This is a genomic window from Acinetobacter sp. HR7 (assembly GCF_000773685.1).
In the GTDB taxonomy this organism is placed as follows: domain Bacteria; phylum Pseudomonadota; class Gammaproteobacteria; order Pseudomonadales; family Moraxellaceae; genus Acinetobacter; species Acinetobacter thermotolerans.
Map to the genome: position 1 here is coordinate 24,689 of NZ_JPQO01000206.1, position 26,803 is coordinate 51,491.

At 45.1% G+C, this 26,803-nt stretch carries 28 protein-coding genes and 1 pseudogene; 8 read left to right on the forward strand and 21 right to left on the reverse strand.

Going from position 1 to position 26,803, the window contains the following annotated elements; all coding sequences use genetic code 11:
- Positions 1-14 precede the first annotated feature (14 nt).
- The 3 genes from GW12_RS12890 to pcaD all read left to right on the forward strand — a co-directional run bounded on the left by GW12_RS12890 (position 15) and on the right by pcaD (position 2,912).
- Positions 15-668, forward strand: coding sequence for a 3-oxoacid CoA-transferase subunit B (locus GW12_RS12890; protein ID WP_034588199.1), 654 nt, complete (start codon positions 15-17; stop codon positions 666-668).
- Between the two features lie 166 nt (positions 669-834).
- Complete coding sequence (pcaF, locus tag GW12_RS12895; protein WP_034588201.1) at positions 835-2,040, forward strand: 3-oxoadipyl-CoA thiolase; 1,206 nt, start codon at positions 835-837, stop codon at positions 2,038-2,040.
- Positions 2,041-2,132: 92 nt separating this feature from the next.
- Positions 2,133-2,912, forward strand: a complete 780-nt coding sequence (gene pcaD, locus GW12_RS12900) for a 3-oxoadipate enol-lactonase (protein WP_034588204.1) — start codon at positions 2,133-2,135, stop codon at positions 2,910-2,912.
- A 57-nt stretch (positions 2,913-2,969) separates the two neighbouring features.
- Here pcaD and GW12_RS12905 read toward each other — a convergent pair whose 3' ends face one another.
- Positions 2,970-3,857, reverse strand: coding sequence for a DMT family transporter (locus GW12_RS12905; RefSeq protein WP_034588206.1), 888 nt, complete (start codon positions 3,855-3,857; stop codon positions 2,970-2,972).
- 367 nt (positions 3,858-4,224) lie between these two features.
- Here GW12_RS12905 and GW12_RS15500 point away from each other — a divergent pair, with 367 nt between their 5' ends.
- Together GW12_RS15500 and GW12_RS12915 are read left to right on the forward strand one after the other, a co-directional pair.
- The gene (locus GW12_RS15500; RefSeq protein WP_081403503.1) at positions 4,225-5,706 is read left to right on the forward strand and encodes a PAS domain S-box protein; all 1,482 of its coding nucleotides are present in this window, start codon (positions 4,225-4,227) and stop codon (positions 5,704-5,706) included.
- Positions 5,697-6,344, forward strand: a complete 648-nt coding sequence (locus tag GW12_RS12915; RefSeq protein ID WP_034588209.1) for a response regulator transcription factor — start codon at positions 5,697-5,699, stop codon at positions 6,342-6,344. Before GW12_RS15500 ends, GW12_RS12915 begins: the two co-directional genes overlap by 10 nt.
- A 48-nt stretch (positions 6,345-6,392) precedes the next feature.
- On the opposite strand, the gene GW12_RS12920 is transcribed toward GW12_RS12915, so the two are convergent.
- The 10 genes from GW12_RS12920 to GW12_RS12965 all read right to left on the reverse strand — a co-directional run bounded on the left by GW12_RS12920 (position 6,393) and on the right by GW12_RS12965 (position 14,709).
- Complete coding sequence (locus GW12_RS12920; protein ID WP_201771789.1) at positions 6,393-7,385, reverse strand: 2Fe-2S iron-sulfur cluster-binding protein; 993 nt, start codon at positions 7,383-7,385, stop codon at positions 6,393-6,395.
- 5 nt (positions 7,386-7,390) lie between these two features.
- Entirely contained in the window at positions 7,391-7,723 is a 333-nt protein-coding gene (locus GW12_RS12925) for a non-heme iron oxygenase ferredoxin subunit (RefSeq protein WP_081403504.1), read from the reverse strand.
- Positions 7,720-8,490 (reverse strand): SDR family oxidoreductase, encoded by a 771-nt coding sequence (locus GW12_RS12930; RefSeq protein WP_034588215.1) that lies wholly within the window; start codon positions 8,488-8,490, stop codon positions 7,720-7,722. The genes GW12_RS12925 and GW12_RS12930 overlap by 4 nt, the downstream gene beginning before the upstream one ends.
- Positions 8,487-9,011, reverse strand: coding sequence for a flavin reductase family protein (locus tag GW12_RS12935; protein WP_034588216.1), 525 nt, complete (start codon positions 9,009-9,011; stop codon positions 8,487-8,489). The genes GW12_RS12930 and GW12_RS12935 overlap by 4 nt, the downstream gene beginning before the upstream one ends.
- Positions 8,998-10,269 (reverse strand): styrene monooxygenase/indole monooxygenase family protein, encoded by a 1,272-nt coding sequence (locus tag GW12_RS12940; RefSeq protein WP_034588217.1) that lies wholly within the window; start codon positions 10,267-10,269, stop codon positions 8,998-9,000. Before GW12_RS12940 ends, GW12_RS12935 begins: the two co-directional genes overlap by 14 nt.
- 56 nt (positions 10,270-10,325) lie before the next feature.
- A complete protein-coding gene (locus GW12_RS12945) occupies positions 10,326-10,787 on the reverse strand; it encodes a nuclear transport factor 2 family protein (protein ID WP_034588219.1) in 462 nt (153 codons plus the stop codon).
- 11 nt (positions 10,788-10,798) lie between these two features.
- Positions 10,799-11,152, reverse strand: a complete 354-nt coding sequence (locus GW12_RS12950) for a hypothetical protein (protein ID WP_052127927.1) — start codon at positions 11,150-11,152, stop codon at positions 10,799-10,801.
- An 11-nt stretch (positions 11,153-11,163) separates the two neighbouring features.
- Complete coding sequence (locus tag GW12_RS12955; protein WP_034588221.1) at positions 11,164-12,366, reverse strand: aromatic ring-hydroxylating dioxygenase subunit alpha; 1,203 nt, start codon at positions 12,364-12,366, stop codon at positions 11,164-11,166.
- An 89-nt stretch (positions 12,367-12,455) separates the two neighbouring features.
- Positions 12,456-13,790, reverse strand: coding sequence for an acetamidase/formamidase family protein (locus GW12_RS12960; RefSeq protein WP_052127928.1), 1,335 nt, complete (start codon positions 13,788-13,790; stop codon positions 12,456-12,458).
- A gap of 34 nt (positions 13,791-13,824) precedes the next feature.
- Positions 13,825-14,709, reverse strand: a complete 885-nt coding sequence (locus GW12_RS12965; protein WP_052127929.1) for a transporter — start codon at positions 14,707-14,709, stop codon at positions 13,825-13,827.
- Positions 14,710-15,276: 567 nt separating this feature from the next.
- Here GW12_RS12965 and GW12_RS12970 point away from each other — a divergent pair.
- On the forward strand, positions 15,277-15,762 hold the full coding sequence (locus GW12_RS12970) for a hypothetical protein (RefSeq protein WP_034588223.1): 486 nt from the start codon (positions 15,277-15,279) through the stop codon (positions 15,760-15,762).
- A 22-nt stretch (positions 15,763-15,784) separates the two neighbouring features.
- Here the strand turns inward: GW12_RS12970 and ureC are convergent, their stop codons facing one another.
- From ureC to ureE, 7 genes are all read right to left on the reverse strand, one after another.
- Positions 15,785-17,485, reverse strand: coding sequence for an urease subunit alpha (gene ureC / locus GW12_RS12975; protein WP_034588225.1), 1,701 nt, complete (start codon positions 17,483-17,485; stop codon positions 15,785-15,787).
- A gap of 15 nt (positions 17,486-17,500) precedes the next feature.
- A complete protein-coding gene (locus tag GW12_RS16065) occupies positions 17,501-17,809 on the reverse strand; it encodes an urease subunit beta (RefSeq protein ID WP_034588227.1) in 309 nt (102 codons plus the stop codon).
- 9 nt (positions 17,810-17,818) lie between these two features.
- Positions 17,819-18,121, reverse strand: a complete 303-nt coding sequence (gene ureA, locus GW12_RS12985; protein WP_034588229.1) for an urease subunit gamma — start codon at positions 18,119-18,121, stop codon at positions 17,819-17,821.
- 319 nt (positions 18,122-18,440) lie between these two features.
- Positions 18,441-19,322 (reverse strand): urease accessory protein UreD, encoded by an 882-nt coding sequence (locus GW12_RS12990; protein ID WP_034588232.1) that lies wholly within the window; start codon positions 19,320-19,322, stop codon positions 18,441-18,443.
- A gap of 30 nt (positions 19,323-19,352) precedes the next feature.
- Positions 19,353-19,967: an urease accessory protein UreG gene (gene ureG, locus GW12_RS12995; RefSeq protein WP_034588233.1), complete on the reverse strand. Its 615-nt coding sequence runs from the start codon at positions 19,965-19,967 to the stop codon at positions 19,353-19,355.
- Positions 19,968-19,984: 17 nt separating this feature from the next.
- Positions 19,985-20,650: an urease accessory protein UreF gene (locus GW12_RS13000; protein ID WP_034588234.1), complete on the reverse strand. Its 666-nt coding sequence runs from the start codon at positions 20,648-20,650 to the stop codon at positions 19,985-19,987.
- Positions 20,637-21,119 (reverse strand): urease accessory protein UreE, encoded by a 483-nt coding sequence (ureE, locus tag GW12_RS13005; protein ID WP_034588344.1) that lies wholly within the window; start codon positions 21,117-21,119, stop codon positions 20,637-20,639. Before ureE ends, GW12_RS13000 begins: the two co-directional genes overlap by 14 nt.
- A gap of 317 nt (positions 21,120-21,436) precedes the next feature.
- Here ureE and GW12_RS13010 point away from each other — a divergent pair, with 317 nt between their 5' ends.
- On the forward strand, positions 21,437-22,504 hold the full coding sequence (locus tag GW12_RS13010) for a putative zinc-binding metallopeptidase (RefSeq protein WP_034588236.1): 1,068 nt from the start codon (positions 21,437-21,439) through the stop codon (positions 22,502-22,504).
- A gap of 198 nt (positions 22,505-22,702) precedes the next feature.
- Positions 22,703-23,314: a TetR/AcrR family transcriptional regulator gene (locus tag GW12_RS13015; RefSeq protein ID WP_034588238.1), complete on the forward strand. Its 612-nt coding sequence runs from the start codon at positions 22,703-22,705 to the stop codon at positions 23,312-23,314.
- A gap of 31 nt (positions 23,315-23,345) precedes the next feature.
- Here GW12_RS13015 and GW12_RS13020 read toward each other — a convergent pair whose 3' ends face one another.
- The 3 genes and pseudogenes from GW12_RS13020 to GW12_RS13030 form a co-directional block, all read right to left on the reverse strand.
- Positions 23,346-23,540 (reverse strand): heavy-metal-associated domain-containing protein, encoded by a 195-nt coding sequence (locus GW12_RS13020; RefSeq protein ID WP_034588241.1) that lies wholly within the window; start codon positions 23,538-23,540, stop codon positions 23,346-23,348.
- 55 nt (positions 23,541-23,595) lie between these two features.
- Positions 23,596-23,999, reverse strand: a pseudogene (cueR, locus tag GW12_RS13025) (Cu(I)-responsive transcriptional regulator).
- Between the two features lie 13 nt (positions 24,000-24,012).
- Entirely contained in the window at positions 24,013-26,685 is a 2,673-nt protein-coding gene (locus GW12_RS13030) for a heavy metal translocating P-type ATPase (protein WP_034588243.1), read from the reverse strand.
- Positions 26,686-26,803 lie beyond the last annotated feature (118 nt).

The window sequence follows — 26,803 nt, forward strand, 5'->3', positions numbered from 1 at the left end:
TCAGGAGCAAAATCATGAGCTATATCAAACTGACCCGTGACCAGATTGCTGAACGTGTTGCCCAGGACATTCCGGATGGTGCCTATGTCAACCTTGGTATTGGCCTGCCGACCAAGATTGCCAGTTATCTGCCTGCAGACAAGGATGTTTTCCTGCATTCTGAAAATGGCCTGCTGGCTTTTGGCCCGCCACCTGCCAAAGGTGAAGAAGACCCTGAACTGATCAATGCCGGTAAAGAATTTGTGACCATGCTGACCGGCGGTGCCTTTTTCCACCATGGCGATTCTTTCGCCATGATGCGTGGAGGTCATCTGGATATTGCGGTACTTGGTGCTTTCCAAGTGGCTGAAAATGGTGATCTGGCCAACTGGCATACCGGTGCACCAGATGCAATTCCTGCAGTCGGTGGCGCGATGGATCTGGCCGTCGGTGCCAAGAAAGTCTTTATCACTACCGATCATGTGACTAAAAAAGGCGAGCCGAAGATTGTGGCTGAACTGACTTATCCTGCGACTGGCCTGAAATGTGTAGACCGCATCTATACCGACCTGTGTGTGATTGATGTCACGGTTGAAGGCATGAAAGTGATTGAAAAAGTTGAAGGTCTGTCATTTGAAGAATTGCAGTCGATGACGGGTGCCAAACTGATTGATGCAACACAGGGTTAAGTAATAAAGGAAAATTAAATCCCCCCTATATTCCCTGAACAAGACTTAAGCACTGCTTTAAGTCGATGTGTAAGAAAGGGGAACTTTCGAAAATATATGCCGGAAGCTCTCCTCCCTTTATCAAAGGGAGGTCGGGAGGAATTCAAAGATTCAGGAAATAGAAATAATGAAAAACGCATATATCATCGATGCCATTCGTACTCCATTCGGTCGCTATGCCGGTGGGTTGGCACCTGTTCGTGCCGATGACCTGGGTGCGATTCCGATTAAGGCCTTGATGGAACGTAACCCAAGTATCAACTGGGAAAAAGTAGATGACGTGATCTACGGCTGTGCCAATCAGGCCGGTGAAGACAACCGCAACGTGGGTCGTATGTCAGCACTGCTTGCTGGTGTACCTTATCAAGTGCCAGCAACCACGATTAACCGTCTGTGCGGATCATCACTCGATGCGGTAGCGATTGCGGCACGTGCCATTAAAGCTGGTGAGGCGAATCTGATTGTTGCTGGGGGTGTGGAATCCATGTCACGCGCCCCATTTGTAATGGGCAAAGCCGAAACGGCTTATGGCCGTACACAAAAGGTTGAAGATACCACCATGGGCTGGCGTTTTATCAACCCGAAACTGAAAGAACTGTATGGTGTGGAAACCATGCCGGAAACTGCGGAAAATGTGGCAGCACAGTTCAATATAAACCGTGAAGATCAGGACAAGTTTGCCCTGACCAGCCAGCAACGTACTGCAGCAGCTCAAGCCAAAGGTTTCTTTCAAAATGAAATCGTGCCAGTGGTCATTCCTCAGCGTAAAGGCGAACCTGTCGTTGTTGATACAGATGAACATCCACGTGCATCTACAACACTAGAAGGTTTAACCAAGTTAAAACCCGTCGTAAAAGCGGATGGTACGGTGACTGCCGGAAATGCATCTGGCATTAACGACGGTGCTGCGGCATTACTGATTGCATCTGATGAAGCGGTTGCAGAATATGGTCTTAAAGCGCGTGCCAAAATTATTGGTTCAACCGTGGTGGGCGTAGAACCCCGCATCATGGGTTTTGGCCCAGCACCTGCCATTAAAAAACTGCTGGCCCAGACCGGTTTGACGCTAGACCAAATGGATGTCATTGAACTGAATGAAGCCTTTGCTGCACAGGCACTGGCGGTGACTCGTGACCTGGGGCTGGCGGATGATGCAGCGCATGTAAACCCAAATGGTGGTGCCATTGCGATTGGTCATCCACTCGGTGCTTCCGGTGCCCGTCTGGTGACTACTGCCTTGAACCAGCTGGAACAGACCGGTGGTAAATATGCTCTCTGCTCCATGTGTATCGGTGTGGGTCAAGGTATCGCGCTGATTATTGAACGTGTGTAATGCACAATTAAAAATATAAACTCCTCCCTGAATGTAGATTCAAAGTACGGCTTTGAATCAAATGCAAGAAAGGGAGGCCGGGAGGGATTTTAATGCCAACATTTACATCAAATGATGCCCAGATCAATTACCAGACTTTTGGGGATGCTAGCAAACCTGCATTGGTATTTTCCAATTCACTGGGCACCAAATACAGCATGTGGCAGCCACAGATTGAACATTTCCAGCAGGATTATTACGTAATCTGTTATGACACCCGTGGTCATGGTGCATCTTCTGCACCACAAGGCCCCTATAGTCTGGAGCAGTTGGGTCAGGATGTCGTGAATCTTCTGGATCATTTGAACATTGCAAAAGCAGCATTCTGTGGTATTTCTATGGGTGGCTTAACCGGTCAATGGTTAGCGATTCATAAGCCAGAACGTTTTAGCGAGGTGATTGTCTGCAATACTGCAGCCAAAATTGGCCAGGAACAGGCATGGCAAGACCGTGCTGCGCTTGTCCGTGAGCAAGGTCTTGCTCCGATTGCTGCAACTGCGGCATCACGCTGGTTTACCGATCCCTTTATCCAGAGCAACCCGGCAGTCGTTGCAGAACTTTCAAACGACCTCGGAGCTGGCAGCCCAGAAGGCTATGCAAACTGCTGTGAAGCTCTGGCTAAGGCGGATGTCCGCGAACAACTTAGTAGCATCCAAATCCCTGTGCTGATTATTGCGGGTCAGCAGGATCCTGTGACGACTGTTACAGATGGTCAGTTTATGCAGCAACGTATTGCCAACAGCCAGTTGTTTGAAATCAATGCCTCGCATATTTCCAATATTGAACAGCCGGAAGCCTTTAATCAGGCAGTACAAACTTTTCTTGCTGTTTGATTCATGGTTGTAAAAAAGCCACGATATTTCGTGGCTTTTCTTTTATTCGTGTATTCTTTAAGCCCAGATCACCAGAATTGCTGCAATCACTACTAATCCTAAGCCCCAGTGCTCGGCACGTGCCAGTTTTTCTTTAAAGAAATAAGCGGAAATTAGCAGACTGAACAGGATTTCGATTTGTCCCAAGGTTTTCACGATTGGCACACTCATCATACTCATGGCAGTAAACCAGCCGAGGGATGCCATAAAGCTACAAAAACTGACTTTAAAAGTAAGTCCCAAACGTTGCCACATGGCGACTAAGGTTTTTCGGCTAAACAGGCTCAGGTAAATCAGCATACTGATGCACTGGAAACCAATCACCGAAATTAGTACCCATGAAGCGCGATGTACGGTTGGCAACATCGGTAGTTCCAGACTGGCTTCACGGACCAAGAGTGAAGTAATAGCAAAGCTCAAACCACTACCGATGCCGATGGCTAAAGTCTTGGTGGATGAACCGCTCAGCTGATTGCCTTTACTGAGCAGAAATACCGCATAACCCCCAATGAGCACCCCGATCCATGCCAGTACAGAAAGATGATCTGATAGAAAAATCACCCCGATAATGGCAGCCAGAATCGCTTCACTTTTTGCCAGTCCAACACCAATCGCATAATTTTTCTGTTTAAATAGCTGCACCATCAAGGCGGTTGCCAGAATCTGGCTGATACCGGCAATCAGAATATAGACCCAATACTTCGGGGTAAAATGCACCACACTTTCTACCGGTTTGAAGTGGTATAAAGCTGCGATGTAAAGCCCTGCAAGCGGAAAACCAAACAGGAAACGCGCTAGGGTCACGCCCCAAATATCGACAGTAGTACTGAGCTGTTTTTGAAAGGCATTTCGCCAGGCCTGCATAAATGCAGCCATTAAAGTGAAGAAAATCCAGCTGATCGCCATACAGTCATCTGCGAATACATTAAAAGTAAATTAATTTTAAGCTTGAGATTGCAAGATGACTAATTAAAAAAGGAATGTTTCCGAATAGCTAAAAGTTTTCTTTCAATTTCTGAATGATAAAAATTATTTGTAATTTTCAGCCAAACCAAAATGTGAAAGTGGTACTAACCTTGCTTAATAAATCAGGATAAAGATAAACACTGATTTTAGCAGTTGGATATGTTTAAAGTATGTAATTAAACCCTAAGTTTAATTGTACTGTGACACGGTTTCCTGCAATATGAAATCAATAACAATTAGTGTTTATCAGTGAAGATCAAGCACCCCTCTACCAGATAGCCGGACGCCATCAAAGGTAAGGAATATAATGACCAGCTTAAATTATTATCAAACCATTTTTGATAAAGCGGGTGATGCCATTTTTGTACATGATATCGGCAGTGTCGAGTTCATGGACGCCAATGAAGCAGCTGAAAACCTGACGGGTTACAGCAAATCCGAATTAACAAAAATGAGTGTGGAAAAAATCAGTGCCCATAGCCATGGTTTTGATTTTCATCATGCCTTAAAAAAAGTTCAACAGGCTGCAAGCCACGAAGCCATTACTTTCGAGTGGATGATTCAGTCGCAGGATCAACGCCAGATTCCGGTTGAAGTCTGTTTAAAAACAGTTGAAATTGAAGATAAACCTAAACTGTTAGCCTTAGTCCGTAATATTAGCGAAATCAAGAAATATCAGTATGCCCTGCAATCCAGAGATCAGTATTTCAAACTTCTTCTAGAACATTCAGGTGATGGTATCGCCATTCTGGATTTACAAGGCAAACTACTTTATGCCAGCCCTTCTCTACAACGAATTCTCGGTTACCGAGACCGTTTTGTCCTGAATAAAAATGTTTTAAGTGTTATTCATCCTGATGACCGGATGAAAGTCCGTCAGCTTTTATTTAAACGCTCGGATGAATACGCACCAAGTGTGATTGACTACAAAATCATGCACCATAATGGTCAATGGCGACACCATGAAGCAACCTATCGTAACCTGCTCGATCATCCAGACATTCAAGGCATTCTGGTAAATTACCGGGATATTACCGAGCGGGTTGAGGCTGAAGAAATGGCCCGGGCACGGGAAAAACAGCTGGGGCATATGTCACGCTGCAAAACCATGGGAGAGTTGGCTACAGCTTTGGCTCATGAACTGAATCAGCCGCTTGCTGCCCTAAATAACTATGTCGGTGGCAGTATCATCCGCATCCAAAATGGTTTAGCTAATACCACTGAAACCCTAGATGCTATGAATGCTGCACTGGACCAGACCAAACGGGTCAATAGTATTATTCATAGTATGCGTAGCTTTTTGCGCAAAGGCGAAGCCAATTATCAGGTGCATGCTTTAAATAAACTGATTCAGGATCTACATCCTTTAATTGGTCTGAAAGCCGATCAAGGTGGATGTGTCATCCACTATGAATTAGGTGTTGCCCCGATTTATATCTCTGCTGATGAAACGCTGTTTAGCCAGGTCATTATTAATCTTGTATTTAATGCTGTAGATGCCCTGCAACGTAATCCAGAAGGACAGCGCGATATCTTTATTCGTACCTGGCAGCACAACCAGCATGCCCGTATTGCGATTGCCGACAATGGCCCTGGGCTGCAAGGCCAAAATCCGGAACAGTTGTTTGAATCATTCTATTCCAGCAAAAAAGACAGCATGGGTATTGGTCTTACCCTATCACGCAGCATTATCGAAAATCATCACGGCTATTTATGGGTCTGTGAAGGTGAATCTGGTGCAATCTTTAATATTTCTCTGGCAGCACAGGAGCGTGCAAAATGTATTTAAATAATTCTCATGTTCCCGAGCCTATTGTTTATGTAATTGATGACGATCAGGATATTTGTAACTCTTTGACCTGGTTACTGGATTCTGTTCAACTTGAAACCAAAACCTTTAACAGTGCCATTGAATTTCTAAATTACCAACGTCCAAATACACCTGCTTGCCTGATTTTGGATATTCGTATGCGTGGCATGAGTGGTTTACAGTTACAGCAACAACTGAATCAGCAAAAGGCCAGCTTACCGATTATTTTCATGACCGGTCATGGTGATATCCCCATGTCAGTCAATGCCATGAAAGCCGGTGCCTTCGATTTTCTGGAGAAACCTTTTAATCCACAGCATATGCTGGACCAGATTCAGGCCTGTCTACAGCAAGCTGAACAGAACTTTATCGAAGAGGAAAAGCGCAAACAGCAAATTCAAAAACTAAAATCATTATCACCACGTGAGAATGAAATTATTAATTTGCTGGTAGATGGGCTGTCCAGCAAGCACATTGCCCAGGTACTGAATATCAGTCATAAGACTGTAGAAATTCACCGTACCCATATTCGGCAAAAACTGGGTACAGAATCTATTGCACAGATTGTGAATATGGTCCTAATGTGTAGAGATAGAACCATGCAAGCGATGGGTTAACCCATCGCTTTTTTTTGATTGTTCATTAAAGAATTAAGGAATGAAAATTTAGAAAAAGCGGTCGAAGTGGATCTGTTGTTGCGGAATACCCGCTTGATGTGCCATCTGTTCAATAGATTTCACCATTGGCGGTGGTCCTGCACAATAAATTTCATGCTGAATTAATTGTTCACCCAGTACATCATCAATCACTTCATGGATAAACCCAGAACGAATCCCTTCAATCAGCTCAGAAGAAGTCGCAGGAACATAATTTAAGCGTGAGCCTAATTCGGTCCAGTCACGTAATTGCTGCTCAGTAAGTAGATCTCGCTGTTCACGCCCGCCATGGAAGAACCAGACCTTATGATGTTGCAGCTGTGGATTAACTGCAACTCCACGGGCAATGGCCAGCATCGGTGCCAGCCCTGACCCCCCCGCCACACAAACAATTGGTCGTGGCTGTTCCTGTAAATGGGCCAAACCATAAGGGCCATCAATCTGAATCACCGCATTTTGACGCTGCTGCTCATCAAACAGCAAATTGGTCATTTTGCCATCTGGTACACGGCGAATCTGGAATATCCATAAACCTTCATCATTCGGCAAATTCGCCATGGAATAAGCACGTAATAACTGCTCATTTACCCAAAGTAAAGCATATTGACCTGGGATAAATTTGGCAGGCTCATCTGACTGTAAATGGATTTCTAGAATATCATGGGTGATTGGCTGTACATGCTTAAGCTTTACTGCTTGTTGTTTTGGTAAGATTTTCGGTGTGCATTGTTCATCCAAGCGGACTTTAATGACACAATCAGATTTAGGACGGCATTGGCAAGCTAATAGACGACCTTTACGACGGTCACGATCACTCAATCCAGGTGCTTCAGCCCACAGGTTGTCTACTTCACCAGACAGAACTTCTATTTTACAGGTTCCACAACCACCGGCATTGCATTCGTAAGGTAAACCAAGACCTTGGCGAAGGCCGCCGCGCAGCAGCACATCGTCTGCTGCACAATGAAATTCCCCTTGCCCTTCAATTTGGATTTTATACATCGGCATTACTCCACCAGATAAACCCGATCTTCGCGGACAATAGACTGATAGGTTTTTAGCGGAATGGTACAAGGTGCTCCACAAGGCTCACCTGTTTTAATATCGAAAGCACCGGCATGAAACGGACATTCCACTTCACAACCATCTATTTCACCATCTGCCAGTGAGGCATCACCATGGGTACAGGTATCATCAGTGACATAGAATTCGCCATCTTCCAGATGGAACACCGCCAATGGTGGATAGCCCTCAATAATCACCTGTAAACCTTCACCCTGTTCAATATCGGAAGTCAGGCAAAGGAATTTTTCTGCAATATTGGCCATTTTGATATTCATTTGCTTAACTCCTCAATCGGTGAATCTGTCGCTTCAGGCCCCAAAGTGTGATAACCGCCATCAGCATGAATCACACTGCCAGTCAGCAGTTTAGCTTTCGGACTACATAACAGGCTTAAGGCTTCAGCCACTTCTTCTGCATCGGCAATGCGACCCAGTACATGGAAACGGCCTGCAACGCGATCAGTTTTAGGACGATCATTTCCTGAAATCATCTGCATCGGCACCGACCAAGTCCAGCCGAGGGATAAGGCATGTACACGAATACCATCAGCAGCCAGATCCAGTGCCATGCTTTTAGTCAGTTGTTCTAAGGTTGCTTTAGAGGCTGGATAAACCCAACGCTCTTTTTGGGCAATGCGGGCGCTAACACTACTAATATTAATGACAGCCCCATCATTGCTGGCCTGCAGCAATGGTCTACATGCCTGTACCAAAGCTGCATGACCAAACACGGTCACATTAAATGTATTTTGCCAATCACTACGGGTTGATTGTGAGCCATGGTCTTCATACACACAGGCCAGATTCACTAAAATATCCAGTCGATTTAGTTTGCTACAGAGAGCTTGAATACTGTTATCACTGGCAAGATCCAGATATTCATAATGACTTTGGGTCTCGTCTGCCACCTGTTTGCCTTGTGTTTCATTAATATCGGCAATAATGACGTCGGCACCCAAACTTTTTAATTCTTTGACTACTGCCTGGCCAATGTGGGTTGCGCCCCCAGTGACCAGAACCACTTTATTATTCAGATCGGTCATGAAACCTCCTTGTATTGTGGCCATTCCGTAAATTGCCCTTTGCAGAACAGTAATGGGCGTTGATTGCTATGTCGGCACTGTTCAATTTTCCCCAAGAAAATCTGGTGATCACCTGCTTCAATCTGCTGTTCACGACGGCAGATAAACTGCACTACGCAACCTTCCAGTACCGGTGCTTTAGTAGTTTCAAGATTCCAACTCCCATGCTGGAATTTGTCTGGAATTGGCTTGGCAAAATTTAGTCCGATCTCTTGCTGATCTGCTCCCAGAATATTGATGGCAAAGTATTCTGCATTTTCAAAAACAGTACGGCTTGGTGAATGATTTACCAGACTCCAAAGCACCAGCGCAGGATCAAGAGATACCGAGCTAAAAGAGTTAATCGTAAGACCAACAGGTTGTTGCTGTTCATCCAGACAGGTGACAATTGCGACACCTGTGGCAAAACCGCCGAAGGCCTGCCGAAGCGCTTTTGCTTCAGCCAGGTCAACGTCCTGCCACAAAACTTCAGGCAGCTGCATGTTGAAACTCCTTACGTGACAGATATTCTTTCGCCCCTTCTGCACCATCCACGGCTGGCCAGAAACCACGCGGATTATTAAAGTGGCCCATAAAGTCATCCGCAATTGCACTGTTTTGAGATGCTGCTCCCAGAACTTGAAGTAAGCTTTCACTTGGTGGATTCAACAACAAGTTGGTGAATTCTGTGGTATATCGGCCTGATTTCTCCCAGAAGTCATCAAAGACTTGTGTCATCCATTCAGGTGTAAATGCGGCATCGCCATGCTCTAGAATGGCTTGCAAATAATGCTCGACCATACGCGTCGCATTGTTGGCACCCTGACCAGCAATCGGGTCATTGACCATCACTGTGTCCCCAATACCCCAAATCGAAGCACCATTTTCCAAAGTCGCAACCGGATAACGGACTTCTGGACGGAAAGCACCTTTCAACCAGGCATTTGGATCACTGAGTTCCATATTGTCGACCATACGGAAACTTTGATCTGGTGTGACTTTGGCCACGGCTTGTTTCATGCGTTGCAGCATTTCTTCGCCGCTAGTGACATCATCAAAAATGTCCATCGGGCCGTTTGGTACACATTCAAACAGGAAGCTACGGCATGGACCATGCGTATGGCTGTAGAACGGCATACTGAAGTATTCACCTGCTCCAGCAACAAAGTTAAAGTGCAAGGTTTGTGATGGCTGACCTTGCCAGCTATCTGGACCACATAGATCATCACCTACAACGAGCGCTGCGGCCAGTTTACGTGGCGGAGTTTGGTGCACAGAACGTGATTCATTGCGTTTGAATAGACTCGTAATATTGCCCTTACCTGCAGCGAGAATCGTTAAATCATTTTCAGCACAGATGATTTCCAGATCTTCAGGCGTGACATTCTGGATCACCAGCTTGCCTCCACGGCGTGGATATTCTTCTAGCCAGCGGTGATATTTGGTACGCTGGTCCATGGCAATACCTTTATTTTCATGCAGGAAGCCTGTTAATGGTAAGGCAATCGAGCCATCTGGAGCGCGGAAATCCACATGAATGGCCTGTCCGTGATGCGCCTTACCATCCCAGAAATTCAAGCCCAGTTTGCGTTCCACTTCCAGCGTATTGGCGAAGAACATGGTCGTACTGACCATACGGCCATGTAATAGTTCTTCAGCTGGACGGTCCACATATAAAGTAACGTCGTATTTTTTTTCTAGTAATGAGAATGCCAGTAATAAACCTGCCTGCCCACCACCAATAATTGCAATTTTTCTCATCTCTTGAATTCCTCTTCGGGCCGTTTCTGATGCAGCAGCTATCGTTATATTTGCGCTTATGTTGTCGGATACGGCTGATTAAACGTCAGGTTTAATTCCACCCGGTCAAATTTCCACTCACCTTCTGCATCACAGCGAACAGTGGCTTGATAAAATCCGCCTAGACAGCTGGTGCTTGCCTGCTGACCTTTTTCGGCCAGGTTACAAACTTCCCAGAGCATCCAGCTGACATTGGCATGTTGCTGATCCAGCACTTTGATATCCGGCATTGCCATAATGTGCAGGCTCCACAGCACTTGCGCTTCAGCAATCCCAGACAGCGCATCTAGAATGTTTTGTCGACCTTGATATTCGCCAAAACCATTGGCACACCAAACCGCATCTTTATGAAACAGATGCTGCATAATGGCTGGGTTGTTGCGCTGATCAGCCGCTGTTGCGTAGCGACCCACCAGACTGCGAATGGCCTCGCAGCTTTCTAGGTAGTGCAAACGGGTTTCTAGATTGTGCTGGCTCATATTCAGTTCCTTTAAACGTTGACCACGTCACCGGTTTCATAAACAAAACGGGTTTCTTCAAAGGCATAAGGAACACCCACTGAACCTTTATAGAGTTCGATATGCGGCGCTATTTCTGCAAAGCTCAGGCTAAGCCAGTACAGCTTGTGCAGTTCTTCTGGCAATGAACCCAATGGATATTGGTCTAATGCAGCCAGCAGTTTGCGCATTTCAGGCAGGATTGCATCATAGAATGCCTGTAGCTCTTCTTTAGTCGAGTTCAGACGTGCTAGATGACGCTGTTTAGAGGTTCCTAAAGCCCATTTCGCTACAAAAGGTTCCAAAGCAGCAAAGTCAGCAGGTAGTTGTGAAATGATATTTGACATGCGAATTCTCCTTATGCGCGATTCAGGTATTGTTCAAGAACGTGGTAGCCATGACGAATCAGGATTTCTTCGTCTTGTAAATGCATGACTTTCTTCGCCTTAGATTCCAGAGCTTCTTGGGTATCTTCCATGGTTGCAGTATCTTCTAACCATGCATTGCGCTGTAAAACTTGCGCGAATTCCTGTGCCCAACGCTCTGAATAAGTTTTCGCTTTAGGCAGGTAGTAACGGCCTTCCCAACGAGTCTTGTTATGACCGACTGGCCAGAACTGATGGGTAAACCACACGCCTTCTGTCACGTGTACAAGGATATTCGGGAAGATAACTGATAGTTCGAATGAAAAATCATCACGGTCATTTGGATTCACTGACTTCGGTAACTGGTTACGTTCATAGTGGTTGACCAGTGATGCTCCGGTAATTTCTCCGGAAAGTGCCGCAGCTGGTTTTGGATTGGCATTTTTGGTTAAGCACACTGCACAGGTACGGTGGTCACCGAATAATTGAACTTCCTGTAAGCCAGAGGCAAATACATTCGGGAATGAGCCAGCATGAATGGTTGCAACGTGGTAAGCCTCGGCGAAGGCATCATGTGCCACTTTCCAGTTACAGTTCAGTACCGTGTTATAAGCAAAGCATTCTTCCATTTCATGGAATGGATAACCGCCTAGGTGCTCACCCATGCCACCTAAAAATTCTTCAACACCTTGTGTACCTTCATTATCTAAATTAACAAAGATGAAGCCTTCCCAAACTTCAGTACGTACTGGCGCCAGACCATTGTGGCCTTTGTCAAAGCAAGAAGTGAATTTTTCTTCTTCAGGTACGCTAACCAGATCGCCTTTGGCATCATATACCCAGCCATGGAAACGACAGGTAACAACCGCAGCCTTACTTGAACCAAAAGTTTCATTATCAGTTTCTACAACGACTTTATTACCACGATGCGAACAGATGTTATGGAAACCACGGATTTCACCGTCTTTGCCATGCATAAGGATTACAGAGGTTTTAGCGAAGTCCAGACGCTTCACTTTGTAATCACCTTTCTTTGGAATTTCTTCGACACGACCAACTTTCAGCCATACTTTAGAGAAAACTTTGTCGATTTCTTCCTGATAGATTTCAGGTGAAATACATGGTTCTGTTGGAATCGGTTCAATACCGAGTTCAGGATAAAGTTCGCCCCAACGGAGTTTAGAATTACTGTTCATATGACATTCCTGTTCAAGTTTCTAAGTTCTTTACTTTCAATATGCAGTGGCATAGCACCACTGCAGTTGTTGGCTAATTTTGCTTTTGATTAAATTTGATAATGTTCGCGAACCAGATCTGCAATGCCGAGTTTTTCCAGAATTGGCATCGGGCAAAGGAAAGTAGCGCGAACCATACCTGGCAAACGGCTGATTTCAATTGAACCTGTAATCGTGCAGCGGTTCATGACTTCGTCGTAGCTCAAGCCTGTAGTTTTTGCAGCACGGTTCAGAGCATTTTCAGTTGCATCATTCAGGTTCTTGCCTGTACCCATAAAAGTGATTGGGCCGCTTTCTTCAATTTCGGTTTGCCCCCAACGCTCACCCAGTGCTTTCACTTTTTCTTTCTCTTCTTTGGTAAATGGGCGTGCCATTGGTGGAAGATCATCTGGTGCTTGCAGCAGGATTGGACCATCAATAGTCAGACCTTTGATCACTTCCACTTGCAGTTCAGTTTCCCCTGATACATCTGTTGCGTGACCGGCAATTTCGCCATTACCTTGCTGTGCATGCATATCGCCCATATAAACACCAGCACCTGGCACTTTTACTGGACAAATCAGAATACAACCCGGACGAATGGAGTTAGTATCCATATGACCGTCCGTTTTCGCTGCAACTAGTTCTTCTTCAGTCATTCCATATTTATGTGGTGCATCAATCAGGAATTGACCAAAATCATGGCAGTTATGTGAGTCTGGCAAGTCACGTGCAGGTGTGGTACCAATATTGCCCAGGAATGGACGCATGTGCGCTGCTACACCTGGCATATCAGCACGTGCCAGTGACAGAATAGAGTGCTGTGCTGCATGCTCAGGAAGTGCTGAAAGTTCACTCGCATTTCCAGCGAGTTTGTTCGCAATCTCTTGATTTACAGTCAGACTGACTTTGTTTTCTTCATCTAGCACAATCACATACCCGTGAGAGAAGCGGAAAGCACTTACTTCTGCACCACAGTTTTTACAGTGAATCGCATCTTCACCAATGCCTTCAACGTAACTGGCTGGCTGTTCAGTCCCACAAGCATTACAGTATTTCGCCACAAACGGGTCGCCATGGTAACGGCCTTCAACAAACTGCATCACACCTGAAGAAGTTGCGATTGACGTTACTTTCATCTTTTTGATTTTCAGAGCAACAGCATCACCTACTTCTGCACCTTCAATCGCCACAGGTAAAGTCACTTCATGACCGCCCTGAAATGCAGGGGTAATCATGGGGCCCCAGCAGCCTGGTGGTGTACCGGTTTTTAAAGTGCCGCCATTTTTTAGTGGACCCAGCATGCGTTGGCTTGGGCCAACAATACCGCCAGAAAACTCATTAACGATCAGGTAATCCACAGCATTTGTGCTGCCTGCTGCATATTCTTGGTTTTCAATTTTCATAGTCTTACCCCTGTAGTCTTAAATAATTGATTGCTTAAAATGGAACGGTAATGTCGAGGGCAAACTTTTGACCTTCAGGTCGGTTTTCCACATTAAATTCTTTTTGGTATTTGGCTGCTACAGCGATGCCTTTCGGGAATTGGTAACGAACCTGTGGACCAATGCTGGCTGCTTTGGCTTTGAAATCGCCAAGAATTGCGCCCTCTCCTGAGTCGCCTTCAAGCTGACGATGCACATAACCACCTAGTCCTACAGCTAATGGACCAGTGTGTTTGGCAACCAGATAATCCACATGTAAGGCATTGCCTGATTCATAGTTGGTATCTTTGTTTTCGAAGTTGATGTCGTACATCCACTTGGTCGTTACTTCGATACCCTGCTTGTTCAGGTAAGTCGCAGAAACAATTGGCTGAATGGTGTAGTAGTTACGCCCGATATTGGACAGACGGTTTTTGTTGTAAGAACCCACTGGAATATAGAAATCTACGCCAGTTGCTACATGAAAATCGCCTTTGTGCCAGCCCAGCAGGAATGGATCGATAATCACATCACCCATAGATCGGGTTTCGTCTTGATTACCACCTAAGGTAATGTCGGCGTTGGCATAGACTAGGAATGCGTGCATACCCCAATTTGCACCAAGAAAAGTTTTGTCACTAACGTAAATGCCACGGGCTACTGTCGCGAAAGTGTCCAGTTTGAAATCATCAAATACTGGATGATCATTTTTGAATTTGTCTGCTGAATAAAATTGGTTATAACTCATCAGGTAAGTACCTGGAGGCGGCATTGCACCACCGAAGAAACTTTCCGTGCCATCTGGATAAGCACTGCCACCATTTTCAGCTGCTAGTGCGAATGGTGCGCAACCGAACAGGCTTGTGGTCAATGCCACTGTTTTTAGATATTTTCTTACCATTTACAGCATTCCCCTGGTTCCTAAAGTCTTTGTTTTTCAGGCTTTCAGCCCTTTAAGCTCATGACTTAATCTAGACCTGAAACATGGCAGGGAAATATAAGGACGAATCTGTGTTGTGTTAGGTGAATGTTATGTAGCAGTAGCGAATGGCTTTATAAACCCTAGTGTTTTGTATAGGTTTAAATAGGAAAATGACAGATGGCTATAGGGGTTTTTACTTATATGATGGGCTGAAAATTGGCAAATTTTTTTTAATATTTTTTGGATTTAATACAGATAAGTAGGATTGAATTACTAAATAAGAAATGAAGTGCCCTAACAAATGGGGTTAAAGCACTTCTTAAAATAAAGACAGGAAAATCACCTCATTCTCTGCCATTAAAGTCATCTGCAAATACATTAAAGGAAAAATATTTTATGCATTAGCAGAGCTTATGATTAATTAAAAATGGAATGAAGGTTGATAGCAGAAAGTCTGGATTAACAAGGCGACGAATTATGTCGTAGTTCAATTGACTAGAAGCATAAATATTTTAAGATCTTCTTTAAAAAAAGATCGGAATTAATATGAAAATACCAAGTGATGCAAAACAAATTTTCTTACTAGAGTTAGTAATATCTATTCTTAGCACATTTTTTTTAATGGGGCTTACCTTTTTATATTCTCGTAGTGAAGGTCTTGTCGAATTAATTAATGGCTATAATGATCAATTTAAAACACCTAATTTAATGAATTTATTAATTTTACTCTTTATTGGTCTAATTACTTGGATTTTTTATTATTTCTTTAATTTTAAGCATAAGATTTTTCTTAAGAAATTATCTGTGGAGCTATTTAATATTTGCATCAATTTGCTTCGGTTAGCTAGTGGCATTATGTTTTCATTTATAATTTTACATTTACTAGTAGAGGGATATTCAGAAAAATTACCTCGCATTTTTCTCTTTGGTTTCTTGGCGCTAGTTGAAGTCACTTGTTTTTCTTACTTTAAAGATTATTATTTTTTTAAAGAAAAATCATCATATACCCCAATAAAATATAGAGCCTCTTAAATTTATAGAGGCTCTTAAAATCCTAGAACAAGAAATACCTTTGCGCCATCGGCAATACTTCTGCCGGTTCACAGGTCAGCAATTTACCATCAGCCCGTACTTCATAAATCTCGGGATCAACTTCCATCACCGGACAGTAAGTATTCAGCTTCATATCTTTTTTCTGGATATTTCGCGTGTTCTTACATGGACTGATCAGCTTTTTCAGCCCCAGTTTTTCATGCACACCGGCATCAATTGCTATCTGCGACAGGAAGGTAATACAGGTGTTATGCACGCCACGTGGATAGGCACCAAACATCGGACGGTAATGTACCGGCTGTGGCGTTGGAATCGAAGCATTAATATCACCCATTGGCGCTGCTGCAATCATGCCACCTTTAATAATCATCGAAGGTTTTACACCAAAGAAAGCCGGTTTCCATAACACCAAATCCGCCAGTTTACCTTCTTCCACCGAACCAATTTCATGACTTAGGCCATGGGTAATCGCCGGGTTGATCGTATATTTGGCGATATAACGTTTCACGCGGTTATTGTCATGCGTTGCCTTATCACCTTCTAATGGACCACGCTGCACCTTCATTTTATGGGCAGTTTGCCAGGTACGAATCACTACTTCACCGACACGGCCCATCGCCTGCGAGTCTGAAGACATCATAGCAATCGCACCCATATCCTGCAAAATATCCTCTGCGGCAATGGTTTCACGACGGATACGGCTTTCAGCAAACGCCACATCTTCTGCAATTGCAGGATCCAGATGGTGACAGACCATCAGCATATCCAGATGCTCATCAATGGTATTGATGGTATAGGGACGGGTTGGATTGGTTGAAGATGGCAATACATTTGACTGGCCAATCGCTTTCAAAATATCGGGCGCATGTCCACCACCCGCACCTTCGGTATGGTAAGTATGAATAGTACGATTTTTAAATGCCGCCAAAGTTTCTTCTAGAAAGCCACTTTCGTTTAGTGTGTCCGTATGGATCGCCACCTGCACATCATACTGATCTGCCACAGTCAAACAGTTGTCGATGGCAGCAGGTGTAGAACCCCAGTCTTCATGTAGTTTCAGTCCCACTACACCGGCTTTAATCTGCTCTGCTACTGGTTCCGGCTGGCTTAAGTTACCTTTACCCAATAAACCAATATTCATTGGCAAGTCATCAATGGCTTGCAGCATAGTGGAAATGTGCCAAGGGCCTGGCGTCACTGTCGTTGCAGATGTGCCTGCTGCTGGACCTGTACCGCCACCAATCATAGTGGTAATACCTGACATCAACGCAGTTTCGACCTGTTGCGGGCAAATCCAGTGAATATGGGTATCTACACCACCGGCTGTCAGAATCTGTCCTTCACCGGCAATGGCTTCCGTCGCAGCACCTAGGGGAATGGTAATATCTGGCTGAATATCAGGGTTACCGGCTTTACCGATTTTCCAGATGCGGCCATTTTTTAATCCCACATCGGCTTTGACGATTCCCCACCAGTCTACAATCAAGGCATTGGTAATCACCGTATCCGCGACTTCATCAGCGAGTAACTGGGATTGCCCCATACCATCACGGATGACCTTACCACCACCAAATTTGACTTCTTCACCATAGGTGGTCAGGTCCTGTTCGACTTCAATAAACAGCTCGGTATCGGCTAAACGGACACGGTCACCCACCGTTGGACCAAACATTTCCGCATAAGCGCGGCGTGACATTTTCATTTTATAGTTATCCTCTTAGTCCAACTTACCCATGACACGACCCGCAAAGCCATACACTTCACGCTTGCCTGCCAATGCTACTAGCTCTACATCGCGGCTTTGTCCTGGCTCAAAACGGACCGCGGTTCCAGCAGCAATATTCAGGCGATAGCCTTTGACCTGTTCACGGTCAAACTGCAAGGCGTCATTGGCTTCATAAAAATGAAAATGTGAACCCACCTGAATTGGACGATCACCGGCATTGGATACCGTGAGTTTTAAAATCTGCCGACCGACATTCATTTCAATGTCCAGATCTGGCGTAATAATTTCCCCTGGAATCATAATCTGCTCCTAGACAATCGGCTGATGCACAGTGACAAGTTTGGAACCATCCGGGAAAGTCGCTTCCACCTGAACTTCAGCAATCATTTCCGGTACGCCTTCCATCACGTCTTCACGCTTGAGCAAGGTTGTACCGTAATGCATCAGTTCGCTCACGCTCATGCCATCACGCGCACCCTCCAGCAGCGCAGCAGAAATATAGGCGATTGCTTCCGGGTAATTCAGCTTCAGCCCTCGTGCTTTACGACGCTCCGCCACCAGTCCTGCAGTAAAAATCAGTAGCTTGTCTTTTTCTGTGGGATTGAGTTCCATATCTCTTTCCTAATGTATTTCAATTTTTTTAAAGCAAATTTTGTGCAAGGTTGAATCATTATTAATTCTCCCTCCCAATGGGATGAGAGACAGAGTCTCGCAAGAGAGGGATGGTTTATGGCAAATGCTTGACCTCTCCCTAATCCTCTCCTATAAGGAGAGGGAACTTTTCTCTAAATTCACAATGGAAGCTCCTCCCTTTGTAAAAGAGTGAGAAGCACTGCTTCGCAAGGAGGGATTCTTAAAAAATAATCTCCCCAAACCCCTCTTTTTCAAAGAGGGCTATCTCCTCCCTTTTACAAAGGGAGGTCGGGAGGGATTATGTCCTCCAAATCCTCGGAAACTCTTCATCCAGCCCAAACCAGTAACGGCGTAAACGGGCACGAATTGCTGCAAATGCATCATGACATTGGCGTACATCATCTCCGAGATAACGGGCGGTAACCACATCATCCAGCAAAGTCAAAGTCACGGGTACATCCATGCGCATAATCAGTTCACGAATCAGATCCAGATGCTCATCCAGATAAAAGCTGGCACGGTATTTTTCCGGCGGTACTGCCCAAAAGCTGCCCATGACGGCATGACCATTCATGCCGAGGCAAGATTTTAACCAGCGATCCTGACCAAAAAATTTCAACTGATCTGCAACCAACAGCTTTGAACCGCGATACAGCAAAAATCGGCTACGATAACCGCCTTGCTCAAACTGCTCGGATCGTGCCTGACGGCCAATCACCAGCATATCCCAGCCAATAAAGCTGGCAGTCTGATCGAGCTGAATCGTGGTAGAGGCATGCGCATTGGCACCATCAAACAGCATGGTTTCCTGTGGCAGCCATTCAAAAATGCCCTGTTCTTCCACCCGGATATCAATATGCTGATAGGCCTGTTTCAGGTTGGTTTTGTACCATTTGCCTGCGCCCGGTGTAGTGACCAGACCATGCGCATTTGGCCCAACTTTCATGTCAAAGCTGAGGTGGTCACCACCAGCAATCCCCGCAGGTGGATGCACAATAATGGCGTGGCAGACCCCAGTCTTTTCAGGCCACAGCATTTTCTGCACACGCACCGGCCCTTCATGTCTGCGATGTTGCAGGATGGTTCGTCCGGTGCTGGCATCGGCTTCAAACCCCAGTTGCAAACGTGCAAACCAGAGTTTTGTTGCCGATCCGTGTTCTGCTTCTACCACGCTATTCATCTTGCTGTGCACTAATCCTGACTGACCGAGTTAAGCCTTAAACAGACCTTGTTTTTCAATGAATTCGATAATCTGATCCAGACCATCTTTGGTTTTCATATTGGAAAACAGGAAGGGCTTGTCACCACGCATACGTTTCGCATCCTGATCCATCACTTCCAGGCTTGCACCCACCATTGGCGCCAGGTCTGTTTTGTTAATGATTAAAAGATCAGACTTGGTAATCCCCGGGCCACCTTTACGTGGAATCTTTTCACCACCGGCCACGTCAATGACATATAAAGTCAGATCAGAAAGCTCAGGACTAAAGGTTGCAGCCAGGTTATCGCCACCACTTTCAATAATGATCAGCTCTAGCCCCTCGAACTTTTCACACAGGTCATCAATCGCAGCCAGGTTAATCGAGGCATCTTCACGAATTGCGGTATGCGGACAACCACCGGTTTCTACCCCAACAATACGGTCTGGCGACATCGCTTCATTACGGGTCAAAAAGTTGGAATCTTCCTTGGTATAAATGTCATTGGTCACCACGGCCATATTGTATTTTTCACGCAGTGCTTGACATAAATTCAGGGTCAATGCGGTTTTACCTGAACCCACTGGACCCCCGATACCAACGCGTAATGGACTACGTTCTGACATAATTTTTCCTTTAATTTTTAAGATCTAAATAAACGTGAATATTGATTTTCATGGCGCATGCTGAGCATGGCGTAATTCGGTAAAGCACTGCTCATCTCGTCATCAGTCAGGGTAATAGCACGCTGAATCAGTGCCGGAATTTCCCCATGCAAATGCCACAAAATCCGCTGACCACTCATTTGTCCCAATGGCACTGTTTTTACCGCTGCCAAGACCTGATTTTCCAGGACGGCAAAGGCATACGCGGTGAGCACATCATCGACTTCGAGGTGTAATTCTCCACACAGCTGCGCATACACCGGCACATAGCCATACTGTTTTTTCACTTTGACTGGTCGCTTTAATACATCGCGAATCCAGGCATTTAGTGAAAATGCCAGCTGCTGTGACTCTGCCAGCAATTCCCGGCTTTCCCGGCTGGCCCGATAAATTTCCGCCCAGTATTTAAAAGTGGCTTCATCGTCATAACTTTGCATCAGGCGTTTTAGAATCGGCAATTCAAAACGCAGCAACAACATTTCCAGTACTTCATTAAAGTAGGCAATGCTAGAGGCTTCATCATGAATCAGGCCGGTATCAATCGCACTTTCTACCCCTTGCGAATAACAGTAAGCCCCGATCGGCAGCGCCGTCGAAGACAGGGTCAGCAGACTAAGGAGCTGAGAAGCCTTAATGTGCGACATGATGCAGTGACTTGATTGGGCTTAAACGGTGGTCATGCTGATGCTGTGAATAAGCGCCACTTTCCGGTTCAAAAGGATGCTGAACCGTAGTGACGTTCAAACCGAGTCCCTGCACCATTTCTGCCAGCACATGATCTGGCTCAAAATACAGCGCAGTTGGAGTCAGCATGAGTGGTACATGGCGATTGCCGAGGTGATACGCTGCTTTAAGCAAATCGAAATCGGTATCTGCAGTCACCCGCATCAGAATTTCTGGCTTGGCATCGACACGTAATAATTCGCCACTTTCAGTGGCAATGACTGAACCGCTACGTAAAATGCCGGTACGAGGCAGGTCTGCACCAATATCAGTGCCATTTTTCAATGTCGCGCGAAAGCGGCTTTTTTGACGCGTATCAAAGCTGAGTTCAATGCTTTCAATATCAGCAGTCTCACTGACATTTTCCAGACGTTGGGTAAAAATCTTCATCTTGGCCCTATATGCATCAATTTGATCCATCGCGTTCCAAAGCGGAACAAATGATCAAAAAACAGTAAATATTGCATCAAAATAAAGCATTTATCGTGCCAACAAGACTGGTTCAATTTTCTTACATAAATAGCACGAATGACATTTCACCTATCTTTTACACAGGCTAAACTATGAACAATATCTGTCGATTGAATGATGTGCATTGGATCGCACAACTATCTGAATTGAATGATTTTTATTTAACTCGTTAATTGATCATGTTATTCAGATAGATGACTTAGGCATGGAGCCACCATACTTTTCACGGAGTGCAGATGAAATATTTCGAATGTCCCAAATGTGAGCATCAGATTTTTTTCCTTTCAACTGAATGCCGTCACTGTAAATATCCGATTGGCTATATTGCCTCGGAAAAGGACATGTGCACCTTTGAAAAAGTCAGTGAAGATGAATGGGTGCCGTTTAAATCTGCCTATCGTGCCACGCACTACAAGCCCTGCTATAACTACACCCATTACCAGGTCTGTAACTGGATGATCCCGAGTGATTCGGATGAAGATTACTGTGAATCCTGCCAGCTGACCCATATCATTCCCAATCTGGATGATCCTGAAGTCATTACCTATTGGCGCCGGCTGGAGGTCGCTAAACGGCGTTTTCTGTATCTGATGCAGCGTATGAACATCATGCCGCGTCCGAAACGTCATGATGATGATCCTTTTGGTTTGCGTTTCCATTTTCTTATGCCCATGGATGGCAAACCGGTACTCACTGGGCATACTAATGGCCTGATTACCATGAATGCCAGTGAAGCCGATGTGGTATATCGGGAAACTACACGGATCAATATGGGCGAAAACTACCGCACTCTTTTGGGTCACTTTCGCCACGAAAGTGGGCATTTTTATTTCAATGTGATGCAGCATCTGCATCCGGAACTCATTGATGAATTTAGACATTATTTCGGCGATGAGCGTCAGGACTATGCAGCGGCATTGCAACGCCATTATGAAGAAGGTGCCCCAGAAAACTGGCAGGAACGCTATATTAGTACTTATGCTACAGCGCATCCTTGGGAAGACTGGGCCGAAACCTGGGCGCATTATCTGCACATCATGGAAACGCTGGAAACAGCCTTCTTTGCCGGTTTACGCGTAGATGGCAATGGTAGAACCCTGGCTAGCATGTCCTTTAAAGAATGCCCAATCGGGGGGCAGGATTTTGAACACATTCTGGAAAACTGGGTCACCCTGACCTTTAACCTGAATGCGCTCAACCGTAGTATGGGACTGGAAGATGCTTACCCATTCGAACTGACCGAAGTGGTCAAAGACAAGCTGCGTTTTATTCACCGGCATGTGCTGGAAAAAGCTTTTAAATAAATTGCTTTTTACGCTTGAACTGCGTAAGTTTAAGATTCAAGGCACTAATAAAATAGTGTCCTGTTTTCATTATTTATTGATTAACCGTATAATTTTTCTTCAATTTACATCCACATGCACGACCTTAGTTTGATAGTCATTGTCGATAAAAAAACTTAGGCTGTTCATGTTCTTTTTCGACACATAAGTAAAGATAAAATGACCAGTGTAAGACAACAGAACTTCCTTCTGCGTAAGGAAAAAATCCTGAGCATGGCTGAGAGCCTGTTACTGGACAATAATGAAGACATTACGCTGAATGAACTTGCTGCTGAAATGGATATTGCCAAGGGGACCATTTACAAGCATTTTAAAAGCAAAAACCAGTTGTATCTGGAACTGATCATTTTAAATGAAAAACGTCTTTTAGAAATTTCCAAACGTTTTAATGCGGATTTTCGTACTTATGTATCGGAATTTATGCTCTATCACCTGCATAATTCCAACCGTACCATCCTGCTGCATATGATTGAGGAACGTCTGACCAATACTGAAAAAGGTCTAAAGGAATTATTTCAGGAACTGTATCAGGTGCGTGAAGAACGTATTCTTAGTATCCGTGACATTACCCGTGACTATCTGGATGCCAACCATAGCAGCATGTCAATCCGTGATTACCTGTCCTTTATCTGGACGGTAACTTATGGTGCGTCGCTGTTACTCAATTCCACCAGCTATCAAAAAGCCATTGGCTCACGGGAACGTCTGATTGAACTGTATGTGAATCAGGCGCTGATAATTGCCCCTGCAACCACCAATAAAAAAGCCTAACGTTCTTGTTAGGCTTTTTATTTCAAGCTGCTTAGAGTACTTCTGGTGGAAAGCCATCTTCAGTCAGTGCTGCAATAATTTCATCCTGATGTACACCGCTTTCGACTTCGACCAGTTTTTTCTCTACATCAATTTCAACATGTGCATGTTCATCAAGATCTTTAATGGTCGCAGTCACACTACGCGCACAACCACCACAAGTCATATTTTCAATACGAAATTTCATGTATTTACTCCTTAAAGTGAATTTAATTTTATCTTGAAGTCTGTACTTTTGCAGGTTATTGATTTGTATCTAAACCCTGTTCAATATCTTTTAAAATTTCACAATCCGAACGTTCATCACCAGCACAACGCGCGACGGACTGCTTCAGCATTTTCACCATCGCCTGCATATCACAGATTTTTTGTCCAGCATATCAATATGCTTTTGTGCCAGAGCTTTCACCTCGCTGCTCTGCCGTACTTCATTCAACCACAGACCCAGTAATTCCTTCATCTGTTCCGAAGAAAAAACTAGTTCACGTGCATGCTGAATAAAACTCAACGTCCGGATATCTGCATCAGTATAATGACGATAGCCGCTTTCACTGCGTTTTGGCGCAGGTAACAGCCCAATCTCCTCATAATAATGGATCATTTTGGCGGAAATCCCCGAACGTTTTGCTGCCTGACCAATATTCATACCGCCTCCTTGCCTAACCTGGCTGATAGAGTTTCAGGCGCAGCGCATTGCTGACCACAAACACGGAAGACAAGGCCATCGCACCTGCAGCAAACATTGGCGAGAGTAAAATGCCGAAGAATGGATACAGGATTCCAGCTGCAATCGGAATCAGGGCAATATTGTAAACAAAGGCCCAGAACAGATTCTGCCGAATGTTTTTGATGGTGGCCTGACTAATGCCAATCCCGGTTGCCACATGTTGCAGGTTGCCAGACATTAACACCACATCCGCCGCTTCAATCGCCACGTCCGTTCCGGTGCCAATTGCCATCCCCACATCCGCCTGAGCGAGAGCTGGTGCATCATTAATACCATCACCCACAAAAGTCACGATGCCATGCTGTTTTTGCAGTTCTTTCACAGCATTAACTTTTTCATGTGGTAGAACTTCTGCAATGACATGGTCAATCTTAAGTTGCTGCGCCACTGCATTCGCCGTATGAGGATTGTCCCCGGTGATCATGGCTACTTTCAATCCCTGATGGTGCAGTTGTTCAATGGCCTTAAAGGTCGTATCTTTAATCGGATCCGCTACAGCAATAATCGCTGCCAGCTGACTATTCATTGCAGCATAGAGTGGCGTTTTTCCTTCTTGCCCTAATCTAGCCGCAATTTCAGCAAAGCTTTCAGTGCTTAAACCGAGCTGCTGCATCAAACGTTCCGCACCAATCTGGATTTCTTGATCACCAATTTTAGCTTTAATGCCAGCACCGGTAATCGAATCAAATTCACTGACTTCGAGTAATTCAATTTGCAACTCTTTAGCAGCCTGCACAATCGCATAGGCAATCGGATGTTCAGATTTGGCTTCGACTGAAGCAATCAGTTGCAACACTTGCTGCTCATCAAACCCTTCTTGTACCTGAAAATCGGTAAGCACCGGCTTACCTTCCGTCAGGGTTCCTGTTTTATCGACAGCGACCACCTTGGTCTGCTGGAGTAGTTGCAATGCTTCCCCTTTACGGAACAGCACACCCAGTTCAGCAGCCCGACCTGTTCCAACCATAATGGATGTCGGAGTTGCCAGACCCATCGCACATGGACAAGCAATAATCAGCACTGCGACGGCGCTGACCAGTGCATAAGTCAATTGTGGTTCAGGTCCAACTAGGAACCAGATGATAAAGGTCAGTAGTGCCAGTCCCATCACTGCAGGTACAAACCACAAAGTGACTTTGTCTACCGCTGCTTGAATCGGCAGTTTGGCCCCTTGTGCCTGCTCCACCATTTTAATGATCTGTGCCAGTACCGAATCTTCGCCCACAGCAGTGGCTCGAATTTGCAAAGTACCATTCTGATTAATGGTGCCACCTACCACTTTGTCTTCAATATTTTTCGCGACAGGTACCGGTTCACCGGTCACCATCGCTTCATCGACATAGCTATGGCCAGAAGTGACCATGCCATCCACTGCAACTTTTTCACCGGGACGGATTTCGATGGTCATGCCTTGCTGCACTTCAGAAATCGGCAGGTCTAGCCCTTGTCCATCTTTTAAAACACGTGCAGTTTTCGGCTGTAGTCCAATGAGATATTGAATCGCTTGTGAGGTTTTACCCTTGGCACGTGCTTCCAAATAACGTCCTAACAGAATTAGAGCAATAATCACTGCTGCCGCTTCAAAATAGACATGTACCGTGGCTTGTGGCAGCAAAGACGGGAAGAAAGTTGCAATTACAGAGAACAGATAAGCTGCCGCGGTTCCGACTGTGACCAGCGAATTCATATCTGGTGCCAGTCGCAGCAAGGCTGGAATCCCATGCTGGTAGAAACGCCGTCCCGGAAATAGTAGCACCAAGGTGGTCAGTAAAAACTGGATATACCAGCTGTTCTGGGTACCGATATTATGTGCAATCCAATGATGGAAAGATGGAATCAGATGCGATCCCATTTCCAGAATAAATACTGGCAGCGCTAATGCTAGAGCAATCCATAAATCCCGATACAGCGATGCGGTTTCTTCAGCTTTTTTCTGCTGGAAATTTTGCTGTTCGGCAAAATTCACCTTTGCCGTTTTCAGCTGTGCCTCATAGCCAGCTTTTTTAACCCCTTGAATCAGATCGGCAGTATTCAGGTTGGAACCATAAACTTGCGCAGTTTCAGTCGCCAGATTCACATTGGCAGCAGTCACACCTTCTACTTTGCTGAGTGCCTTTTCCACCCGAGCCACGCAAGAAGCACAAGCCATGCCGTCGATACTGAGTTCCAATTTATCCGCTTTGGCATCAAAACCAGCTTTTTGAATGGCTTTGACCAAGGTTTGTTGCTGTAAAGAACTGACCGCAGTCACATAAGCCTTTTCGATAGACAGATTGACATTCGCTTCCAGAACTTCCGGAATTTTCTTGAGGGCTTTTTCGATACGGGCTGCGCAGGAAGCACAAGTCATCCCTTCTATATCCAGCTCGAATTTCTGCTGTACCACACTAAAACCACTACGCTCTATTTTCTGGATAATCTCAACGTACGGAATCACGCGTTCAGCACTGATCGAAGCCTTTTCCGTAGATAAATTGACATTAGCCGAAACCACGCCTTCAATTTTCTTTAAAGCTTTTTCGACCCGTGCCACACAAGATGCACAGGTCATACCTTCAATCTGTACAGTGGTTTGATACAGCTGAATGTCTGACCGTTCCTGCATGGCACATCTCCTTCATTTTATTGATGCTTTGAATCTAGCTTATAGCTTAAACCTTCCCATAGTTGTAAGGTCAAGTATTTAACAAAGAAAAAGCCCGAATCATCGATCCGGGCTTTTT

Bases quoted from the DNA above. Each gene is read 5' to 3' on its own strand.
- GW12_RS12890 (WP_034588199.1), top strand. From the start codon at position 15: ATGAGCTATATCAAACTGACCCGTGACCAGATTGCTGAACGTGTTGCC.
- pcaF (WP_034588201.1), top strand. From the start codon at position 835: ATGAAAAACGCATATATCATCGATGCCATTCGTACTCCATTCGGTCGC.
- pcaD (WP_034588204.1), top strand. From the start codon at position 2,133: ATGCCAACATTTACATCAAATGATGCCCAGATCAATTACCAGACTTTT.
- GW12_RS12905 (WP_034588206.1), bottom strand. From the start codon at position 3,857: ATGGCGATCAGCTGGATTTTCTTCACTTTAATGGCTGCATTTATGCAG.
- GW12_RS15500 (WP_081403503.1), top strand. From the start codon at position 4,225: ATGACCAGCTTAAATTATTATCAAACCATTTTTGATAAAGCGGGTGAT.
- GW12_RS12915 (WP_034588209.1), top strand. From the start codon at position 5,697: ATGTATTTAAATAATTCTCATGTTCCCGAGCCTATTGTTTATGTAATT.
- GW12_RS12920 (WP_201771789.1), bottom strand. From the start codon at position 7,385: ATGTATAAAATCCAAATTGAAGGGCAAGGGGAATTTCATTGTGCAGCA.
- GW12_RS12925 (WP_081403504.1), bottom strand. From the start codon at position 7,723: ATGAATATCAAAATGGCCAATATTGCAGAAAAATTCCTTTGCCTGACT.
- GW12_RS12930 (WP_034588215.1), bottom strand. From the start codon at position 8,490: ATGACCGATCTGAATAATAAAGTGGTTCTGGTCACTGGGGGCGCAACC.
- GW12_RS12935 (WP_034588216.1), bottom strand. From the start codon at position 9,011: ATGCAGCTGCCTGAAGTTTTGTGGCAGGACGTTGACCTGGCTGAAGCA.
- GW12_RS12940 (WP_034588217.1), bottom strand. From the start codon at position 10,269: ATGAGAAAAATTGCAATTATTGGTGGTGGGCAGGCAGGTTTATTACTG.
- GW12_RS12945 (WP_034588219.1), bottom strand. From the start codon at position 10,787: ATGAGCCAGCACAATCTAGAAACCCGTTTGCACTACCTAGAAAGCTGC.
- GW12_RS12950 (WP_052127927.1), bottom strand. From the start codon at position 11,152: ATGTCAAATATCATTTCACAACTACCTGCTGACTTTGCTGCTTTGGAA.
- GW12_RS12955 (WP_034588221.1), bottom strand. From the start codon at position 12,366: ATGAACAGTAATTCTAAACTCCGTTGGGGCGAACTTTATCCTGAACTC.
- GW12_RS12960 (WP_052127928.1), bottom strand. From the start codon at position 13,790: ATGAAAATTGAAAACCAAGAATATGCAGCAGGCAGCACAAATGCTGTG.
- GW12_RS12965 (WP_052127929.1), bottom strand. From the start codon at position 14,709: ATGGTAAGAAAATATCTAAAAACAGTGGCATTGACCACAAGCCTGTTC.
- GW12_RS12970 (WP_034588223.1), top strand. From the start codon at position 15,277: ATGAAAATACCAAGTGATGCAAAACAAATTTTCTTACTAGAGTTAGTA.
- ureC (WP_034588225.1), bottom strand. From the start codon at position 17,485: ATGAAAATGTCACGCCGCGCTTATGCGGAAATGTTTGGTCCAACGGTG.
- GW12_RS16065 (WP_034588227.1), bottom strand. From the start codon at position 17,809: ATGATTCCAGGGGAAATTATTACGCCAGATCTGGACATTGAAATGAAT.
- ureA (WP_034588229.1), bottom strand. From the start codon at position 18,121: ATGGAACTCAATCCCACAGAAAAAGACAAGCTACTGATTTTTACTGCA.
- GW12_RS12990 (WP_034588232.1), bottom strand. From the start codon at position 19,322: ATGAATAGCGTGGTAGAAGCAGAACACGGATCGGCAACAAAACTCTGG.
- ureG (WP_034588233.1), bottom strand. From the start codon at position 19,967: ATGTCAGAACGTAGTCCATTACGCGTTGGTATCGGGGGTCCAGTGGGT.
- GW12_RS13000 (WP_034588234.1), bottom strand. From the start codon at position 20,650: ATGTCGCACATTAAGGCTTCTCAGCTCCTTAGTCTGCTGACCCTGTCT.
- ureE (WP_034588344.1), bottom strand. From the start codon at position 21,119: ATGAAGATTTTTACCCAACGTCTGGAAAATGTCAGTGAGACTGCTGAT.
- GW12_RS13010 (WP_034588236.1), top strand. From the start codon at position 21,437: ATGAAATATTTCGAATGTCCCAAATGTGAGCATCAGATTTTTTTCCTT.
- GW12_RS13015 (WP_034588238.1), top strand. From the start codon at position 22,703: ATGACCAGTGTAAGACAACAGAACTTCCTTCTGCGTAAGGAAAAAATC.
- GW12_RS13020 (WP_034588241.1), bottom strand. From the start codon at position 23,540: ATGAAATTTCGTATTGAAAATATGACTTGTGGTGGTTGTGCGCGTAGT.
- GW12_RS13030 (WP_034588243.1), bottom strand. From the start codon at position 26,685: ATGCAGGAACGGTCAGACATTCAGCTGTATCAAACCACTGTACAGATT.